Below are 18,953 nucleotides of genomic sequence, written 5' to 3' on the forward strand. Positions count from 1 at the left end.
GCTGCTGCGCCGAACGCAATTGCCAAAAGCGATTCCGGGCAAATCCATGGGCTGGCATTTCAGCATCCGAATGAGCTCCGAACCAAGGCCAGCAGATTGGCACACCGCCACGAACCGACTTTCCTTCGGCATAGACGGCATCCTTACTCACCCACAAAACCGGCGCCTGGCCATGAGGCTGGTATGTCAGCAGCTGTGCGCCATGTAATGCAAGGCTAGCGGTCGCGTGGGAATTACTTATTTCGATGAGTGGGTATGCCGCTGCCACATCAACTATTCGGACCGTCTTATCGATGGCAAAGCGTTGATTTAGCGCTGCAGCGTTCACTTGGACTTCCGGTAACGCCCTATAGCGTAGGCCATCGTGGGTTCCGTAACACTCCTGTAGGAGATATGCATCGCAGTAATAATCAAGCGACCACAGGTCCCAGCAGCCGCAGCCGTCGCGGACCGTCCCATGTTGCTCGCATCCTCAGCACTGCTGATCATGTTCTGGATTTGGGCGATTCCCGCTAGCAGGATATCCATAGCGTCTTAATGGCTGCCTTCCTGAGGCACTTTAGTCGCCTGCCAGGTGCTGGCCCGCCACTGGCCGTCGACACGCTCAAAGACACCGGTATTGAGGAAATAGTCCACCGCGCCATCGCTCGACGTGGCAACTAAACGAAAGGTCAACACGGCCACACCGTCGGCAAGAACACGGACATCGACCTGATCAGAGCTGTACACCGCCGAGCCCTCATCAGGGTCAGCCGGCTCACTCATACCTTCAAGAATTTGCTGCTTGCCGTAGCGGGATCCGCTGGAGCTGGTGTAGACGAGACTGTCAGACCAGAAACGTTGATGCATGGCGACATCGTTCACCGACGCACCGGCAAGAAACTGATCGACCAAAACACCGAGCTCCGTGCGTACGGAGGACAAATCACCGGGCTTAGCCCACCCCGGGCTCATGACCAACAACAGTGCAAAAGCTAAGGAACAACGTCTAAACATCTAATCATCCTCGCCGAGCTATCGGCAGTATCCCAAAGCGGGATACTGCGATAGAAGTGCAGCACTGGCAACTAAACGTTAGTACCTAGGCGCTGCGGCGATTTCCATTACCGGAGCGGGCATGGGCACCACCACCGCTACCGCGTCGTGCGTTTTGGCCGCCGGCGCCAGGCCGGCCACTTCCTTGCCCGCGCCCTCCAGGAGCACCACGGCCGGTATTTCGACCACCGCCTCGACCATTCTGAATGGGCTCAGCTTTGATACTCGGGTCAACATCAAAGCCTGGCTGATTGATTTTCTCAATATCCTTACCCAGAAGCTTCTCGATATCGCGGAGCAATCTCAGCTCATCGACACAGACCAGAGAAATCGCATTACCTTGCTGGCCCGCTCGTGCGGTACGACCAATGCGATGAATGTAGTCCTCTGCCACGTTCGGCAGCTCAAAGTTCACTACGTGAGGCAGCTTGTCGATGTCGATACCTCGAGCCGCAATATCTGTAGCCACAAGCGCTCTTACAGCCCCGGCCTTGAAATCACCGAGAGCCCGGGTTCGTGCGCCCTGAGATTTGTTGCCGTGAATAGCCGCCGCGCTAATACCATCGTTGTCCAGCTGCTCAGCCAACTTGTTCGCACCATGCTTTGTGCGTGTGAAGATCAACACCTGTTGCCAGTTACCTTCACCGATCTGCTGAGAAAGCAGCTCGCGCTTGCGCTTTTTATCGACCGGATACACTAACTGACTGACCAGCTCAGTTGCCGTATTTTGTGGCGTAACCTGAATCTGTTCCGGTTTCTCTAAAAACTCTGAAGCCAGTCTCTTAATTTCATTAGAGAACGTCGCAGAAAACAATAGCGTTTGACGCTTCTTGGGGATCACCTTCATTACACGTCGAATATCGTGAATGAAGCCCATGTCCAGCATACGGTCCGCCTCATCCAAAATAAGGATCTCTATTTTGGATAAATCAATACTGCGCTGCTGAACGTGATCCAAAAGACGTCCGGGAGTGGCAACAATAATGTCCACACCTTTGATTAACTTCTGCTTCTGCGGGTTGATACTGACTCCGCCAAAGATCACCGCGGAACGAAACGGTAGATAACGACCATAGTCTTGGACACTTTCGTGCACCTGGGCGGCAAGCTCTCGCGTCGGCGTGAGCACCAGCACTTTTGGAAAACTCTTTTGGCCCTCCTGGTATTTACTTTGCAGACGCTGCAGCACAGGCAAAGTAAACCCTGCAGTTTTACCAGTACCGGTTTGAGCACCAGCGAGCAAGTCACTGCCCTGTAGCACTAACGGTATGGCTTTCTCTTGTATAGGGGTTGCTTCGTCGTAGCCTTGTTTTTCTACTGCGCGCAGCAATTCAGCCGAAAGGCTGAGATCTTTAAATAACACGTGATGTATTCCTGATGTTGTATAAAAAGTCGTCTGACAAACCTGCGCGAAAGCATTAATGCTTATGCGGTGGCTCGGTCCAGACTGGGATTTCTTTGGGTACTAGCCGGCACAATATGTGCGGCTTAGTTGCGGCGCAGACCGAAGTACGCCACGAAGGCGCGCACAGTAACAGAGCTGGGGATAAATGAAAGGGAAGAATTCCCCGATTTACACAATCCGTATACCGTCGCTTTCCAGCGCGATGATGCGTTGTTTGTACAAAGCACCGATCGCCTGCTTGAACACCTTCTTGCTTACGCCGAAAACCGCGTAGATCTCCCGGGGCGGGCTTTTATCAGTCAGTGCAAGAAATCCGTCATTTTCTTCTAGCCGCGCAAGGATCTTCGTGGAGATGTCATCCAACTTGGCTTTGCTGTATCCGGGCTGATTCACCGACAAGTCGATCTTGCCATCATCACGAATCCGCAGGATAAAGCCCTCCATTACCTGGCCCTTTTTTACCCGCCGATACAGCTCATTGCTGTACAAAAGCCCCCAACATTCATGGTTAATAATGGCTTTAAAACCCAACTCCGTCCGTTCAGCCACCATTAGGCTGACTCGCTGACCCTGCTTGAAATTGTTCGAGCTGTCGTTGATCCAGTGATCGATACGTGTGGATCCCGCGAGGCGCCCTTGATTGTCAACGTAGACTTTGACCAGGGTATGACCCCCTTTCTTTAAGGGGTGCTGCTGCTCACCAAAAGGAACAAAGAGGTCTTTGGGCAAGCCCCAGTCAACGAAAGCACCCAAATTATTGATCTCCACGACTTCAAGCCAGGCAACCTCGCCCACTTGTGCCGCGGGCTTAAGCGTTGTGATCGCCGGACGGCCTTCGGCCTCCAGATAGGCAAAGACCTCAAGCTGGTCGCCAACTTCCAAGACCTCAGGGCACTGCCTGCGCTCCAGGGGAAGACGCCCCCACTGCCCCCCATCCAGAATGGCACTGTGCGCCCCAATCTCCAGAACCTCTAAAGTGTGAAATCGACCGATTTCCTGCTGCATGCAAGTACTCGTAGAAACTTTCTTAGTGCCCATCGTAGTCCATTGGAGGCCACGAATCCGCTGTAATCAAGGTATTGCGTGGGATTATTCCCAAGGTCTGGGCTCGACGTGCCACCCCGAGTCCATTAGTGTGCGCAGCTTCCCTAGCAATAGCATTTAGAACTCTGGACGCCTCCCGAGGCTTCTTGCGTTTTTTCAGGACTCGTCAATTGATATCTACCGCAAACATAACCATGCAGTTCGCTGCCAAACCGCTCTTTGAAGACATCTCCGTTAAATTTGGCGATGGAAATCGTTATGGCCTCATAGGCGCCAACGGCTGCGGTAAATCCACGCTCATGAAAATCCTGGATGGCAGCCTTACTCCGACGTCAGGCAATGTCTCTGTCTCGCCAAATGAGCGTTTGGGAAAGCTGAGCCAGGACCAGTTCGCTTATGAAAAGTACTCCGTGGTCGATACTGTAATGATGGGCCATGAAGAGCTCTGGACGGTAAAGCAAGAGCGCGATCGGATCTACTCAAATCCCGACATGTCCGAAGAAGATGGCATGCGAGTAGCCGACCTTGAGGTTCAGTTTGCAGAGATGGATGGATACTCCGCCGAGAGTCGCGCGGGAGAGATCCTGACCGGTGCAGGCATAGCCCAGGAACTACATCACGGCTTAATGAGTGAAGTAGCACCAGGATGGAAACTCCGTGTGTTGCTGGCTCAGGCGCTGTTTTCGGATCCAGACATCCTGCTACTGGATGAGCCTACAAACAACCTCGATATCGACACCATCCGCTGGCTGGAGATGGTGCTCAACCAAAGCAAGTCGACAATGATCATCGTGTCGCACGACCGGCACTTCCTCAACGCCGTGTGCACTCATATGGCCGACATCGACTTCGGTGAACTGCGCGTTTACCCCGGCAATTACGATGACTTCATGACGGCATCTACCGCCGTTCGGGAGCGAATGCAGTCGCAAAATGCCAAAAAGAGTGCTGAAATCGCTGACTTGAAGCACTTCGTTTCGCGATTCTCCGCGAATGCTTCCAAAGCCAAACAAGCGACCTCTCGTGCCAAGCGCATCGAAAAGATAAAGCTGGACGACATCAAGCCTTCCAGCCGCGTCAGTCCCTACATACGATTCAAGCAGGATAAGAAGCTACATAGACAGGCTGTAGTACTGGACAAGCTCAGCCACGGCTTCCATGAGGGTCCGCTGTTTGAGAATGGCAGCGTTATTCTGGAGGCTGGCGCACGGCTTGCGGTGATCGGTGACAACGGCGCGGGTAAGACGACCTTGCTGCGCTGCCTCATGGGGCAAATCGAAGCCAACGCAGGAAGCATTAAGTGGGCAGAAAGTGCCACCTTGGGATACTGCCCTCAGAACACTACGGATGAGTTCGATACAGAGCTCAACCTGTTCGACTGGATGAGCCAATGGCGTAAACCCAGTCACGATGATCAGATTGTACGTGCCACCCTGGGACGACTATTGTTTTCTTCTGATGACTTCATCAAGAAGGCGAAGGTCTGCTCCGGCGGCGAGAAGAACCGACTGCTATTTGGCAAGCTGATGATGATGGACACGAACATCCTTCTTCTCGACGAACCTACGAACCACTTAGATATGGAGTCAATTGAAGCGCTGAACCTGGCGCTGGAGCATTACGACGGCACGCTGATTTTCGTGAGCCACGATCGTGAGTTTGTCTCATCGATTGCAACCCGCATCATAGATATCCGAGGCGGTGAGTTGATTGATTTTCAAGGCACTTACGATGAGTACTTATCTCATCAAGAAACCCTGGCGAATGTTGCCCTGGCATCCTAAGCCGCTCTCTTAGGGAGCGACGATCATAGGCTAGCGTGCCTCTTCCCAGCTAAATACCGGGTACTGGGGCAGTAGCAACTCCTCGTCAGGCGCTTCCTGCGCCTGCTGACGAAGTGTGAGAATATCTTGTTGCAAGCTTGTTCGATAACGGCGCACTTCTCGCCACTGCTTCAGAAACTCTTTCCCCGCCTTTCCTGTTTTGTCTTCGGCCTGCATTCCCGGCGCGAGCACTCCATAGGCATCATTGAGTCTCTCGGCGCTGTCCTGTTCGAACGCAGAAATCACAGACGCCTGCGCCTCCGCTAAAAGCACAAATTGCGGCGACGGGTTGTTGGCGTAGATACTAAAGTATTCCAGGTACTGTTCTGTAGGCACGCTATCGGCAGAACCCCAAATGTGCATGTCTTTCGCGTTAATCAGTTGCTCGCTGTCCGCGTTAACAATCATCACGGTTGGCGTCGCAAAGTAGTGCGCCTGATCAAAACGCCGACTGATCTCGCGCAAATCCTTGAAATACCCCACATCAACGAACACCGTCTCGTAATTATCGGCCAACACACCAGCGACCTTAGGGTCAGAAAACTTATCGACAAGCCCCCGACTGTCGTGACACCACTGAGCGCCCATCACCACTAACAACAGTTTTTCGCTGATCTTTGCTCTATCCAAAGCCTGCTGTACGTCAAGCATCGGGTCTGCGGAAGCCACATACACAGATTCCGCGGCAACCGACGGCTCTGAAGCCTCCACTGTGAAAGCCCCTGTCGCCGCCAGCAGGCATAGCAGCTTGAGTGAGTAGGCAAACAATGGGGGCATATGAAAATTCATAAAAAAGGTCCTTCCTTTGAATAACGGCGACACAGACTTTGCAGCATGAGCGACCGCCTTATGGTGCTCAGGCGCTTCGCAATGCTTTCAGTGCGGCGTAGCACAACAACCAAATAATCAACAAAGCACCGACAAAGGCCATACCAAAACCCACAATGCCCAACAGGTTACTCGCACCCAGGGGATTATCGCCAAAGCTCAGCGCCCGGCTAGCTGAGGCATTGCCAGCCCAATAAAACACGGTGTTTGCCCAGCCTACGTAAATGAAACCCCAAACCGTGATATTGCGCATCCTGTCGCTCAGGGGAATCATCGGCAACGCCCAGGCCACCGCCAATATCAAGAGGCCGTTCGTCAATCCACCGCTATGTGCTCGCGCCCATCCTTCGGCTGTGCCGTAGTAAGGCATCTCAACAATTTTACCGGGGTAAATCTCAAGTCCGCCGATCAAACCAAAACCGAGCATGAATCCGGCGAACATACTGATCGCAATCACCAAAAATGCGTTTCCGATCATTAACTTCTGATATCGTTCCATGATGTTTTTTCCTCGCTCAGACCGTCAGGCAACCATACGCATTTTGAGTGGATGTTTCCCAAAAATAATCAAAAAAAGGACTCACGATGAATGCACAAAAAACCGATTACCTGATCATTGGTGCTGGCGCTATGGGCATGGCCTTCGCGGATGTTCTCATGACCGAGTCCACAGCCACCATCACTATTGTTGATCGCCATCATCAACCGGGTGGGCACTGGAATATGGCCTACCCTTTTGTACGACTGCATCAACCTTCGAGCTTCTACGGCGTCAACTCCCGCGCACTGGGTTCTGATCGCATAGACACATTCGGGAGCAACAGCGGTCTTTACGAACTCGCAAGCAAAGCGGAGATCTGTGCTTACTACGATGATCTCATGCGCGAGTTCATTAGCTCCGGCAGAGTCCAATACTTCCCTATGTGCGAGTATCAAGGGGACGGCAAGATCCAATCCCTGACATCAGAGGCTAGCTATAGCGTGGAAGCGGGCACCATCGTCGATGCCACATTTATGAATGTGCAAGTCCCTGCAATGGCTGCTCCCTCGTACTCTGTAGCCGACGAGGTCAGCTGCGTAGCTCCCAACGCACTTACAAGCCTAAAGGGCGAATGGAGCAAATACACCGTTATTGGTGCTGGAAAGACCAGTTTTGACGCCTGCTTGTTTCTCCTCGATAACGGCGTGAACCCTGATTCAATCTGTTGGATAAAGCCCAGAGAGTCCTGGTTATGGGATCGCGCCTATGCTCAGGCGGGGAAGCTATTCGAAAGCTCAATCCAGCAACTGCGAGAGATGCAAGTCAAAGTCGTCGCGGAATCCGAATCAGTTGACGATCTGTTTGCGCGAGCGGAAGCAGAGGGCTTGGCTTTGCGTATCGATACATCCGTCAAACCCACGATGTTCCGTTGTGCAACAGTGACCAAATCCGAAATTGAGAAACTGCGCCTAATAAAGAATGTGGTTCGCATGGGCCGGGTAGAAAGCATCGATGCCGATCAGATCAAACTCGAGCATGGTTCCCTTGATTACGGCCCCAAAACACTCTTTATAGACTGCACTGCGGACGGGCTCGCCCGACGAGCACCGGAAGCTGTTTTTACTGACGGAAAAATCACGCTGCAAGCCGTGCGTACCTGCCAACAGGTGTTTAGTGCGGCGTTCATTGCCCACATAGAACTCACCGAGCATGATCAAGCGCGCCAAAACCAACTCTGCACGCCAGTACCGCATCCAGACTCTGACACGGACTATATGCACAACATGCTAGCCGACCTGATTAACGGTATGGCCTGGCAGGAAGATCCAACGCTCATGACCTGGATGAAGGCTTCCAGGCTGGACGGCTTCAGCTCGGCAGCCACTTCAGCCGAAGCCGACACAGCCTTCATGCAACGCTTACAAGAGCAAGGCATGGTCGCCGCAGGGAAACTAATGGAATACTTAAGCTAAGCAAAGCCGACAAATGGGTGTTTAATCTGTGCTCGATTCTAGCTCAGATGCCAGACGCTCAAGCAGTTCGCTGGCCGGCAGAAAGCGGCTATGCATCGCCCCTTCCCCCGCCCACATCACACTGAAGTCAGGGTTTTTCTTCGCTGTAACAAGCTGCTTTACGGCGTCATAGCAAAGGGGGTAGTCCGGTGTCGCGGCTGCGAGGCTATCGGCCCAGTTTAGCAGTTCGTTCACTAGGCTCCGGGCGGGCCGACCTGAGATGTTTGACGTCAAGCGGGTCGGAGCACCGCTCGACAGCATCGCCCTATACCGATCACTCGCAAGCGTTTCTGGGCAGCCTATAAACGCTGTTCCCAGTTGAGCGCCCGCAGCACCTGCGCTGATCACATCAGCCACATCCCTACCCGTCATCAGTCCACCTGCCGCTACCACGGGCACGCTCACCGCTGCCACCGCATCCCCCACGAGGTTCTGCAGACCCACACGGCCCGCGGTTGCCGCATCGGGCGGACCCAGAAAGGCACCGCTATGACCGCCTGCGTCATAGCTCTGCATGACAAGCAGATCCACGCCCACTGCCTCAAGCACCAGCGCTTCTGCAACCGAGGTAGCAGTCGCGAGAACCAAAATGCCGGCCTTCTTCAACGCCGCCATGCGAAGCTCCGTCGCCGCACCAAAGTGTAGGCTGACCGCAGCCGGACGTAGCTCCAGCAGCATCTCGAGCATTTCATCGTCATCGTTAAAGGACCGGTAAATTTCTCTAACTGACGCTGGCGGCTGCGCACCCAGCGACTCGAACTCTGGCCCGAGCTCAGCCAAGAAAATCTGAGCCAGTTCGGTATCTATGCAAGGAGATTCGTGGACGAACAGGTTTGCAGCGATCGGTCCGCTCGTAAGCGCGAGCGTCTCTTCGAGAGTCCTTCGCGCGGCCGCAGGATTCAGCGCCCCCAAAGCAACCGAACCCAAGCCACCTGCATTGCTTACCGCAGCGGCGAGTAGCGGCGTTGAAATCCCTGCCATCGGCGCCTGAACAATCGGATACTTAAGACCAAGCAGATCAGTCAAGCGGGTTTTCAGAATGCTGCTGTCTATAGTTTTCCTAACCATCAATGGCTCCATTGCACGCGCAAGACCACAGGGATACCGGCAAAACCTGGCGCCGCTATACGACGCAGCAAGAAAGAGTGATCTATTAGGCCTTTCGAAGCAGTTCCAGCGATACATCGACATTGATCGACAGCGACTCCAAAGCCGCCGCGCGCTTCTTGCCATCTGCAGAGGCCCGAAAGAGATGTGGTGTCATCAGCAACAGATCACTAATGCTCTGACGATCAAGCCTGGGAACGTCAAACTCCAACCGCGCATTCTGCACAAGCGAAAACCCCTCGGGCAGCATCGTCGATTCTTTTCGATCCTTGAGCTCAGGATAAATGATGTGACGTAGTTCAAGTAAATGCTGGGCGCCTGCCTGAACTCGCAGGAGCAGTCCAGCCGGTTTAAGAATTCGTGTAAAGGATGCAAAGTCGGAAAAACCAAACATATCAATCACCAGATCCACAGATGCATCACGCAAGGGGATATTGCGATTGCTGGCCACTAACCAGGTCGCAGAAAAACGCCGCGCCGCTGCCTGTATCGCCCACTTCGAAATATCAAAACCCAGCATCTGAGGTTCTGGCTGGCCCGACTTCAGGATCCCCTCTCTAAGGCACTCCAGGTAATAAGCCTCTCCACAGCCTGCATCGACAACCAGTGAATCGGAGGTGATATGAGGCAGAAGCAAATCACCGACAGAGTCTGCCAAGGACCGGTAGTGCCCCGCCTCCAAAAACCGGTGCCGAGCAGCAATCATAGCCTGACTGTCACCGGGATCTTTGGAGCGCTTGTCCTGTGCCGAGAGAAGGTTGACGTAGCCCTGCCTTGCAACATCAAAACTATGGAGATTGGGGCACCGCACGCAGCCGTCCTGTAACTCCAGCGGCAAGCCATCGAGAGGGCAACGCAAGGCCTCGTGAGGACGAAAGGGCATCACTGCGGCCACATCAGTTTGAAAGACACAGTGATCTCAGTCGCCCCCCAAGCTTAAGCCCTGAGATTGATCAGTCTTCGACAAAACCACCCCAGGTTGCCATATAGTTTATGAATGCTTCCCCCAGGCCTTCTTTACGCAAATATTCGGTGCTCACCGGATTTGCAACTGGCTCGAAATCAGGATTCACAGCCACTTGGCGTGGAAAGTCATGGTGCAGAATCGCCGAGCGACCCACAACGACAAAATCGGCGCCCGCGTCTATACAGCGTCGAGCATCCGCAGCACTGCGCACTTTTCCGGCCGTGCCCAGGCGCACCTCTCCCCGGTCAAGCTCCGTAAAGCACTCAAGCAAGGTCTTCCCCGCAAAGCCTTCTTCTTTGGGCTCCTTGAAAGAATCCCACAAAGACATATCCAGAAAATCGATCTTTGCCTCGCTCATTAATCGCTGGGCAAGTACCTGCATTTCGGCTAAACGGATGTCAAAACGTTCCGGCGACAAGCGAACACCCAGCAAAAAGTCCTCCCCACATTGCGATCGAACCCCATCGATAATCTCCAGGAGTAACCTACAACGATTCTCCAGGGAGCCACCGTACTCATCATCACGCTGGTTGATTGTGGGACTCAAAAACTGCGCGAGCATATAGCCATGCGCACCATGCAGTTCCACACCGGCAAAGCCTGCCTTAGCGGCGCGCACTGCGGCAGCAACAAAATCGTCCCGCAGTTGCAACACTTCTTCATGGGATATGCCGCGAGCGCCCGTCTTTTCGTTGTCACTGGGACATTGCGGTGTCTCACCGATGAGATCTGCTGGCGACCGCATACCCGCGTGATGCAGTTGTAAAACAGAAATACTCCCCTGCACATTGATTCCCGTGGCAAGTCGTGTGAGACCTTCTAAATGATCATCCGAAAAGCAACCTAACTGCCCGGGAAAACCAGAGCCTGCCGCCTGCACATGTGATGCACAGGTCATGGTGAGGCCAAAACCGCCCTCGGCACGCTTAGTTAGCCAGCGATACTCATCATCGCTCAAGCTGCCATCAGGATGGCTCTGAAGATTGGTCAATGGAGCCAGCATGAAGCGGTTCGGCATAGCCGCACCGCTCTTGAAGGTCAGGGCGTTGGATAAATCTGTCACGTGAGTATTCCAGTGAAAAAAGAGACTGCGTAGTTTGTCGAGACTGGAGTCGCGTGTACAGCACTTGTATTTGCACACTCTCATTTAGATCAATCTGCTATCGTCGCCTGACTTCTCTTCGAACACTTGAGCAATCATCCATGCGAAATCTACTTGGGTTGGCCGTTATTCTGCCACTACTTTGGGCGGCAACAGCCCATAGCAACCCTGAAACCTGCGCCTACATTCCAGACGCCAAAGCACGTCTTAACTGCTTCGACAGTTACTTCACGCCGGATGAGCTCCCGAAAATCAACGCCGATGGTGATATGGAGCTCCTCAGTGAGGCTCTCCCAAACTTGTCGCTCATCGAGGCTCGGGTAGAACAAGAGGCGGCCCTTACAGATCAATGGTTCTCCATAACGCCTCATCACCCCAATTACGTACTCCCCCTTACCTTCAGCAATAACCCTGATTACTCGGATTTTGGACCTCTGGAAGATACGTTCAGTGACTACGAGATAAAAATGCAGCTAAGCCTGAAGACCCGACTAGCGCAAGGGCTATGGAGAGACTCATCGGTATGGGCCGCCTACACACAGCAGTCTTACTGGCAACTCTATGCTGAAGACGACGCTTCCGCGCCGTTTAGAGAGACCAACCATCAACCCGAAGTTTTTTGGCAAATCCCCACAGATTTCGAGGTCTTCGGCTGGAACGCGCGAGTGGCTACCCTGGCTCTAAATCACCAGTCCAATGGACGATCCGAGCCACTATCAAGAAGCTGGAACCGAGTCACCGCGGAGCTCGCACTGGATCGAGGGAACTGGGTCCTGTCAGCAAAAACCTGGGGCCGAATCAGCGAGCCTGCCGATGGTGATGACAACCCTAATATAGAAGACTACATGGGCAGACTGCAGCTAGGACTTATTCATAAGCGCGAGCGACACACGATTGCCGTGGGATTAAAGAACAACCTCAGCAGCCCCAGCCGCAGCGGTCTCGAGGTGAACTACACATTCCCCTTATTCAGCAGACTCAAGGGCTTCGTGCAGATCTATTCGGGTTATGGTGAGAACCTTATCGACATGGAGAATTACAACAATCGCATCGGTATAGGCATAGCACTCACCGACTGGCTATGAGTTCAGCACGTTTCCCTGTGTCAATCAGGTCCAATATTTGAGTGTTAAACAGGCTTTAGCGGACTTTTGGTGCCACAATTTGCTATGATACGCACCCGTAAAATTTCAATAGCGTAATTATGGCAAAGAAACCTCTACGAACCGCAGGCAAAAAGAAGCCGCCAGCGGCTGTCGAAACCTCCTCGTCTTTGGAAGACAAAGTTAAAGCCTTCCTGGAAGGCGGCGGAGAAATAGAGCAGATTAAGTCTGGTGTAAGCGGCCAGGCTAATATGATAGCGCCAAAAGCGAAGTCAGCTGCACCCAAAAGCACAAACTAGCGGACCACCGCTAGCCAGAAATGGCGGCACGGCCACTGCAACAGACCCAAACGCAGACTGATTACTCAGCTGAAGCGCTTGAAGCGCTTCAGCATGTGTTCGGCTACCCGGCGTTTCGCCAGCCCCAATTGGACATTATCAACATGCTGGCGCGCGGCGATGACGCCCTGGTCATCATGCCTACCGGCGGCGGCAAGTCACTGTGTTACCAAATACCCGCCCTTCTTCGACCAGGCTGCGCAATCGTCGTCTCGCCGCTAATCGCGCTCATGCAGGATCAGGTAGAGTCCCTCCAGCAACTGGGTGTTCGTGCGGCGTTCCTCAATTCCAGCTTGGATTTAAGTGACGCGCGATCAATTGAGCAAGCCTGGCTAGACGGCCGACTGGACTTGCTCTACGTCGCCCCGGAGAGGCTTCTGCAGCCACGGATGCTGGCACTGCTTGAACAAGTAACGCCCGCACTGTTTGCGATCGACGAGGCCCATTGCGTATCTCAGTGGGGACATGATTTTCGTGAGGATTATTTGCAGCTCAGTGAGTTGCATCAACGATTTCCCAATGTGCCGCGCATTGCGCTCACAGCAACCGCTGACGCGCGCACGCGACAAGAAATTGCCGAGCGACTGAACCTGAGCAACGCCGGGCATTTTCTGGTCAGCTTTGATCGACCGAACATCTGTTATCGCATTGCGCTTAAAGACAATCCTCGAGCACAACTGTTGCGCTTCTTGCGCGACGAGCACCTTAAGGATGCAGGAATTGTCTACTGCCTCTCGCGCAAGCGTGTTAACGAGACCGCGAGCTGGCTCGCTGATCAAGGCTTCAATGCACTTCCTTACCATGCCGGGCTTCCCACAGAGACCCGCGCCCACAACCAACGCCGCTTCCTTCGGGAAGATGGCGTAATCATCGTCGCCACCATCGCTTTTGGCATGGGCATCGATAAGCCTGATGTACGCTTTGTCGCACACCTTGATTTGCCCAAGACGGTAGAGGCATATTATCAAGAAACGGGGCGAGCCGGGCGAGACGGACAAGCTGCTGACGCTTGGTTGGTTTATGGGCTTCAAGATGTGATCACTCTGCGCCAAATGCTTGATCAATCCCAAGGCAGCGATGCCTACAAGCGCGAAGAACAGCATCGGCTGAACGCCATGCTGGGCCTTTGCGAAATAACGACCTGTCGCAGGCAGGCTCTTCTCGCGTATTTTGATGAACAGCGCAATGATCCCTGCGGTAATTGCGATAGCTGCCTAAGCCCTGTCGCGACCTGGAATGGAACTGAGGCCGCACAAATGGCCATGTCCGCGGTGTACCGCACGGAACAACGCTTTGGCGTAAACCACCTTATAGACGTACTTCGGGGAACAGAGAACGACAAGGTACTCCAAAATGATCATCACCATTTGTCCACCTTTGGCGTGGGTAAAGCTCTGGATGCTCTTCAGTGGCGCTCCGTGTATCGGCAGCTCGTGGCCCGGGGATATCTGAGCGTCGACGTCGCACGCTTTGGCGCTCTGTTTTTGCAAGAATCAGCTCGGGGAGTGCTGCGAGGCGAAGTAGAAATTCTGTTACGCCAGGACCCCAAGACGAGCTCTGCGAAACGAACCACTAAAAATGTACTTCCAGAGCACATTGACGTGGCACTCTGGGAAGCTCTTCGCGAGTGCCGTCGGCAGCTGGCAGAAAATCAGGGCATCCCGCCTTACATCATATTTCACGATCGCACCTTGCAACTTATCTGCGAACAGCGACCTCAGAACGTAGAGGAGTTTGCGGCCATTTCCGGCGTAGGTGACCGCAAGCGAGACAAATACGCAGAAGCTTTCCTAGCGGTGGTCAAAGACAACAACCGACCCCGCTAAGCTCCTAGGCAAACCGTCGACAGGCGTCCAACAGTTGATCAATATCATCATCAGACACATCCTGATGAAACACCCAGCGAACTCCAGAAATCTTGATACCGGCTTCTAGCAAGTGTTGCTGCAGAGGCTCCACCGCCGTGTCATCAGCAAGCATCACCATGTTAGTTTGAGGATCTTCTTGCAAGCGAATACCAGTCAGTGTCGATAAGGCCTCCGCTACTCTTGCCGCTTTATCATGATCTTCTTGCAAGCGCGCAACATTGTTTTGGAGTGCATAGAGACCCGCAGCTGCCAAAATCCCCGCCTGACGCATCCCGCCTCCTAGCATCTTTCGCCAACGACGGGCACTGCGAATACTCTCCTGGTCACCCACGAGCAAAGAACCCACGGGGCAGGCAAGTCCCTTGGACAGGCAGATAGATACCGTGTCGAAGTACTGGCATATCTGAGAAACAGGAATAGCTTGAGCAACGGCAGCATTAAATACTCGCGCGCCATCCAGATGGCGTCGCAGTTCATAGCGTTGCGCAAGTTCGCTATAGCGCTCCAAATACTCCAGAGGCAGCACTTTCCCAGCTTGAGTGTTCTCGAGGCATACCAGGCGCGTTATGGCGAAGTGCGCGTCATCAGGCTTGATGGACCGTTCAACCACATCAAGAGGCAGCGAACCATCCTGGGCGAATGCTAGTGGACATGGCTGTATGCCCCCGAGCACAGCAGCGCCCCCACCTTCGTACATATAGGTGTGCGCACCATGCCCAACGATGTACTCGTGGCCTCGCTGACAGTGACTCAACAAACCGATGAGGTTTGATTGAGTGCCGGTGGGCGCAAACACCGCCGCCTCTTTGCCGGTAAGCGCTGCCGCGAAACGTTCCAGCTCATTCACAGTCGGGTCTTCGCCATACACGTCATCGCCTGTATCTGCATTGTGCATGGCTTCGAGCATATCGAGCGTGGGCTGTGTCACCGTGTCACTTCGTAGGTCAATCATTGCAGACTGCATCTCCTCCGTTAATATGAGCAAAATAGTAAACGAAAAATGTATCGACCGCGGCACTCGATCCGGTTTTACTGATCAAGATGCTCGCAGACAGTCACGGCGACACAGAGGTGAGTAAGCTATGGATTGGGAAACAAACCGGCGAACATTCTTACACGGGGCCGCGGCAGTGCTAGCAAGCAGCGTACTCCCCGGGCACGCAGCCACATCGATCACCAGCAAGTACGACGACATGCTGATCATCGATGCTTTGTGCTTTGGGAAAGAGTGGAGCGAAGACGTTTTTACGGCGCTTCGCGCAGCCAATTACTCGGGCATTATCGAGAGTCTTCCGAGACAAAATCTGCAGGCCGCGATCGATGCGCTGCTGGAATGGCGAGGTCGTATCAAGGATAACGAAGATAAGCTGATGCTCGCGCTGGAGTCGCAGGATTTTATGCGCGCCAAAGAATCAAATCGCACCGCGGTCATGATGAATTTTCAGAACTCGACAATGCTTGACGGGGAAGTGGACAACATCGATGCGCTGTATGCGCTTGGGATGCGCTCCTTCCAGTTGACCTACAACTTCAGGAACCTGGTAGGTGACGGCTGCCTGGAGCGGACTAACGCAGGCCTGTCTGATTTTGGTGTCGAGGTTGTGGCGCGCATGAACGACATCGGCGTACTTATTGATCTCTCTCACTGCGGCAGCCAAACAACACTAGACGGTATCGCTTTTTCCAAGCGACCGGTGGGTATTACGCATACGATGTGTGACGCACTGCGCTCCCATCCCCGTGCAAAAACCGATGAACAAATTCGCAACTGTGCAGAGAAAGGCGGCGTAATCGGAATGGTTGCTCTGGGGTACTTCGTCGGACCCGACCCTGGCGGCGACACCAGCATAGAACATTATGCGGATCATATTGAACACGCAGTCAATGTCGCCGGCAAAGAACATATTGGCATTTCTACAGACTTCCCTCCACAGGGCATATCGCCGTGGGCCACCTACGATGAGTGGTACCTTCCTCGAACAGGGTTCTTTAAGCCTAGCTATGAACTACGCTGGCCCCCATGGATTCCCGAACTCGATAGTACCGATCGCTATCGCAATCTCATGGTTGTACTTGACCGCCGAGGCTGGTCCAGCAGCGATATCGAACGACTACTGGGTCTCAATTGGCTGCGCCTACTCGGCGACTCAATCGGCTAGATCCACTTTAAGAATCTCATCACAGGAGCGAGTCTATGCACACAGTTTCCGGAAAATCGGTCATCCTTACTGGGGGCGCGGGAGATATTGCGCAAGTCGCGCTAAAACTCTTTGTGGAGGCAGGTGCCAAGGTCATGTTGGTAGATCTTGACGAGAATCATCTGCAAGCAATAACCGACAAGTTCAATGCCAGCGACGTGCAATATTGCGTTGCTGACGTCACCAGTGAGTCTGATACGGCCAGCTACGTTGCAGCTACGTTGCAGGCATTTGGAAAGGTCGATGTCCTACTTGCCAACGCAGGCATCGTCGGCCCCGTCGCAGCAGTTAGCGAGGTCGATACCCAGAGCTTTCAGCAGGTACTGGATATCAATGTTACCGGGGTGTTCCTGGGGTTAAAGCATGTGTTTCCAGTGATGGCGTCCAACGGCGGTGGCAGCATAGTCATCACCTCGTCCATCATGGGCGTCAGCGGAGGACCCGGATTATCAGCCTATGCGGCCAGCAAGCACGCCGTTGTCGGTTTGATGCGTTCCTGCGCGAAGGAAGGCGGAGCACACAATATTCGAGTCAACACCGTCAATCCCGCACCGGCGGAAGGGCGAATGATGCGCTCACTAGAGCAGGGTTTGAGCCCGGACGACCCGCAAGCCCAGTACGCTGCAATCAAAGCCACGATCCCTCTTGAGCGTTATGCTAGTACTGAAGATGTCGCCAACATGATGCTGTTTCTCGCTAGCGACGAAAGCCGGTTTTTGAACGGCTCGGTGTACATGGTCGATGGCGGAATGAACGCCTGATAAAACTTAGCCAGAAAGTCAGTCATAGGAGAACCCCAGCGATGCCCAAAGCCAGTTGTCATTGCGGCGCCGTAACAGTCGACATCGAAACCATGCCCGACACATTGGTCCAATGCACTTGCTCAATCTGTCGACGCTATGGCGCATTGTGGGCCTTTTGTGACACTGAGACAGCGAAGGCCCATGCTGCACCCGATAGCCTTGCGCCCTACATTTGGGGTGACAAGCAAATCGCTTTTCAGCACTGCTCTGCCTGCATCTGTATGACTCACTATGATTTACTGAGCACGGACGAACCGCGACGCCTTGCGGTTAATGCGCAAATGCTCTCAGCTGAGTCTATCGAACACGCCAAAGTCAGAACCTTTGATGGCGCCGATACCTGGCAATTCATTGATTAGCTTGCAAAGCGTCATGTCCAAAGTGCCGAACCTGGAACCACTCCCGGTACTTTACAGCTTTAGGCGCTGCCCCTACGCAATGCGCGCTCGCATGGCTTTGACCTACTCTGGTGTTCAAGTGGAGTTGCGCGAGGTGGTGCTCAAGAACAAGCCTTCTGCGATGCTCAAGGTTTCGTCAAAGGGCACCGTACCCGTGCTAGTGCTTCCCAACGGTAAAGTCATTGATGAGAGCATTGATGTCATGTCTTGGGCGTTGGCACATGCTGACCCTGAGCAATGGCTACCACTGGACAGCCACGGTGCCATTCCTCACGATGCTACTGAGCTCATCACCGAAAACGACGGGGCCTTCAAAACTCTGCTGGATAGGTACAAATACGCAGATCGACACCCGGAACATCCCGCAGAGTGGTATCGCGATCAGGCCAGCGTTTTCCTACACGACCTGGAAACGCGACTAAAACACACTGAATGGCTGCACGGGCCACGATTGAGTTTGAGCGATGTCGCAATCTTTCCGTTTATTCGACAATTCGTCATGGTCGATAGACATTGGTTTGATCAGGCGCCTTATCCACAGCTGCGTCGCTGGCTAGACACATTGCTCGAATCCACGCTCTTTACATCGGTGATGTCGAAATACCCAAAGTGGGTGCCGGAGCAAGAGTCCCTGCGCTTCCCCGAGACCATTTAGACCTGCGCCGTCGACAGAAATCCAGGTCAGATTTTGCGCCACTCCAGACGCAAGCCCACCGTTCTACCCGGTTGAAAGGGTGCAACATCATCCGCGGTGGAACGATAGGCCTCGTCCAGGATATTGCTAAAGAAGAGTTCGGCGCGCCAGTTGCCGGCTACACGCTGGGTGAATCTCGCATTCCATATCAAAGCAGAATCTAATGGCCTCTCGTCGGCCCCAAATTCGTCCCTCGATGGGCGAAAACTGAGATCACTGTAAAGCCCCTGCCGCTCTCCTTCCCAACT

Annotated in this window: 19 protein-coding genes and 2 pseudogenes; 9 read left to right on the forward strand and 12 right to left on the reverse strand. The window is 53.7% G+C overall.

The genetic code is table 11. From position 1 onward, the window contains the following. The 5 genes and pseudogenes from ACI9KD_RS13200 to ACI9KD_RS13220 form a co-directional block, all read right to left on the reverse strand. Positions 1–328 (reverse strand): annotated as a pseudogene (locus tag ACI9KD_RS13200) (D-hexose-6-phosphate mutarotase); the annotation flags it as partial. Then, positions 325–528, reverse strand: coding sequence for a hypothetical protein (locus tag ACI9KD_RS13205; RefSeq protein ID WP_414981643.1), 204 nt, complete (start codon positions 526–528; stop codon positions 325–327). The pseudogene ACI9KD_RS13200 and the gene ACI9KD_RS13205, both read right to left, overlap by 4 nt. 6 nt (positions 529–534) lie before the next feature. Next, positions 535–996, reverse strand: a complete 462-nt coding sequence (locus ACI9KD_RS13210; protein ID WP_414981644.1) for a nuclear transport factor 2 family protein — start codon at positions 994–996, stop codon at positions 535–537. Between the two features lie 85 nt (positions 997–1,081). Continuing rightward, positions 1,082–2,398, reverse strand: a complete 1,317-nt coding sequence (locus tag ACI9KD_RS13215) for a DEAD/DEAH box helicase (protein ID WP_414981645.1) — start codon at positions 2,396–2,398, stop codon at positions 1,082–1,084. Positions 2,399–2,608: 210 nt separating this feature from the next. Beyond that, a complete protein-coding gene (locus tag ACI9KD_RS13220) occupies positions 2,609–3,445 on the reverse strand; it encodes a S1 RNA-binding domain-containing protein (protein WP_414981646.1) in 837 nt (278 codons plus the stop codon). Positions 3,446–3,654: 209 nt separating this feature from the next. Here ACI9KD_RS13220 and ACI9KD_RS13225 point away from each other — a divergent pair, with 209 nt between their 5' ends. Continuing rightward, positions 3,655–5,268: an ABC-F family ATPase gene (locus tag ACI9KD_RS13225; protein WP_414981647.1), complete on the forward strand. Its 1,614-nt coding sequence runs from the start codon at positions 3,655–3,657 to the stop codon at positions 5,266–5,268. A 30-nt stretch (positions 5,269–5,298) separates the two neighbouring features. Here ACI9KD_RS13225 and ACI9KD_RS13230 read toward each other — a convergent pair whose 3' ends face one another. Together ACI9KD_RS13230 and ACI9KD_RS13235 are read right to left on the reverse strand one after the other, a co-directional pair. After that, positions 5,299–6,096, reverse strand: coding sequence for a thioredoxin family protein (locus ACI9KD_RS13230; RefSeq protein ID WP_414981648.1), 798 nt, complete (start codon positions 6,094–6,096; stop codon positions 5,299–5,301). Between the two features lie 67 nt (positions 6,097–6,163). Next, positions 6,164–6,634 carry an isomerase gene (locus ACI9KD_RS13235; RefSeq protein ID WP_414981649.1) on the reverse strand — a complete coding sequence of 157 codons (471 nt, stop codon included), beginning with the start codon at positions 6,632–6,634 and terminating at the stop codon, positions 6,164–6,166. Positions 6,635–6,720: 86 nt separating this feature from the next. On the opposite strand from ACI9KD_RS13235, the gene ACI9KD_RS13240 reads away from it, so the two are divergent. After that, a complete protein-coding gene (locus ACI9KD_RS13240; protein ID WP_414981650.1) occupies positions 6,721–8,088 on the forward strand; it encodes an NAD(P)-binding protein in 1,368 nt (455 codons plus the stop codon). 21 nt (positions 8,089–8,109) lie between these two features. Here ACI9KD_RS13240 and ACI9KD_RS13245 read toward each other — a convergent pair whose 3' ends face one another. The 3 genes from ACI9KD_RS13245 to ACI9KD_RS13255 all read right to left on the reverse strand — a co-directional run bounded on the left by ACI9KD_RS13245 (position 8,110) and on the right by ACI9KD_RS13255 (position 11,264). Then, positions 8,110–9,195, reverse strand: a complete 1,086-nt coding sequence (locus ACI9KD_RS13245) for an NAD(P)H-dependent flavin oxidoreductase (RefSeq protein ID WP_414981651.1) — start codon at positions 9,193–9,195, stop codon at positions 8,110–8,112. Positions 9,196–9,280: 85 nt separating this feature from the next. Further along, positions 9,281–10,117 carry a putative RNA methyltransferase gene (locus tag ACI9KD_RS13250; protein WP_414981661.1) on the reverse strand — a complete coding sequence of 279 codons (837 nt, stop codon included), beginning with the start codon at positions 10,115–10,117 and terminating at the stop codon, positions 9,281–9,283. 70 nt (positions 10,118–10,187) lie between these two features. Beyond that, entirely contained in the window at positions 10,188–11,264 is a 1,077-nt protein-coding gene (locus tag ACI9KD_RS13255; protein ID WP_414981652.1) for an NADH:flavin oxidoreductase, read from the reverse strand. A gap of 140 nt (positions 11,265–11,404) precedes the next feature. On the opposite strand from ACI9KD_RS13255, the gene ACI9KD_RS13260 reads away from it, so the two are divergent. The 3 genes from ACI9KD_RS13260 to recQ all read left to right on the forward strand — a co-directional run bounded on the left by ACI9KD_RS13260 (position 11,405) and on the right by recQ (position 14,570). Next, entirely contained in the window at positions 11,405–12,388 is a 984-nt protein-coding gene (locus ACI9KD_RS13260; protein WP_414981653.1) for a phospholipase A, read from the forward strand. 119 nt (positions 12,389–12,507) lie between these two features. After that, positions 12,508–12,705 carry a hypothetical protein gene (locus tag ACI9KD_RS13265; RefSeq protein WP_414981654.1) on the forward strand — a complete coding sequence of 66 codons (198 nt, stop codon included), beginning with the start codon at positions 12,508–12,510 and terminating at the stop codon, positions 12,703–12,705. A gap of 20 nt (positions 12,706–12,725) precedes the next feature. Then, positions 12,726–14,570 (forward strand): DNA helicase RecQ, encoded by a 1,845-nt coding sequence (gene recQ / locus ACI9KD_RS13270; RefSeq protein WP_414981655.1) that lies wholly within the window; start codon positions 12,726–12,728, stop codon positions 14,568–14,570. A gap of 4 nt (positions 14,571–14,574) precedes the next feature. Here the strand turns inward: recQ and ltaE are convergent, their stop codons facing one another. Then, positions 14,575–15,564 (reverse strand): low-specificity L-threonine aldolase, encoded by a 990-nt coding sequence (ltaE, locus tag ACI9KD_RS13275; RefSeq protein WP_414981656.1) that lies wholly within the window; start codon positions 15,562–15,564, stop codon positions 14,575–14,577. 130 nt (positions 15,565–15,694) lie between these two features. Between ltaE and ACI9KD_RS13280 the strand changes: the two genes are divergently transcribed. The 4 genes from ACI9KD_RS13280 to ACI9KD_RS13295 are packed head-to-tail and all read left to right on the forward strand — an operon-like array spanning position 15,695 to position 18,666. Then, positions 15,695–16,771: a dipeptidase gene (locus tag ACI9KD_RS13280; RefSeq protein ID WP_414981657.1), complete on the forward strand. Its 1,077-nt coding sequence runs from the start codon at positions 15,695–15,697 to the stop codon at positions 16,769–16,771. 35 nt (positions 16,772–16,806) lie between these two features. Further along, entirely contained in the window at positions 16,807–17,571 is a 765-nt protein-coding gene (locus ACI9KD_RS13285) for an SDR family NAD(P)-dependent oxidoreductase (protein ID WP_414981658.1), read from the forward strand. 41 nt (positions 17,572–17,612) lie between these two features. Then, a complete protein-coding gene (locus ACI9KD_RS13290) occupies positions 17,613–17,972 on the forward strand; it encodes a GFA family protein (RefSeq protein WP_414981659.1) in 360 nt (119 codons plus the stop codon). Positions 17,973–17,985: 13 nt separating this feature from the next. Continuing rightward, entirely contained in the window at positions 17,986–18,666 is a 681-nt protein-coding gene (locus tag ACI9KD_RS13295; protein ID WP_414981660.1) for a glutathione S-transferase, read from the forward strand. A gap of 26 nt (positions 18,667–18,692) precedes the next feature. Here ACI9KD_RS13295 and ACI9KD_RS13300 read toward each other — a convergent pair. Beyond that, positions 18,693–18,953: pseudogene (locus ACI9KD_RS13300) on the reverse strand (colicin I receptor); the annotation flags it as partial.

The organism is Congregibacter sp., assembly GCF_047617445.1.
GTDB lineage: Bacteria > Pseudomonadota > Gammaproteobacteria > Pseudomonadales > Halieaceae > Congregibacter.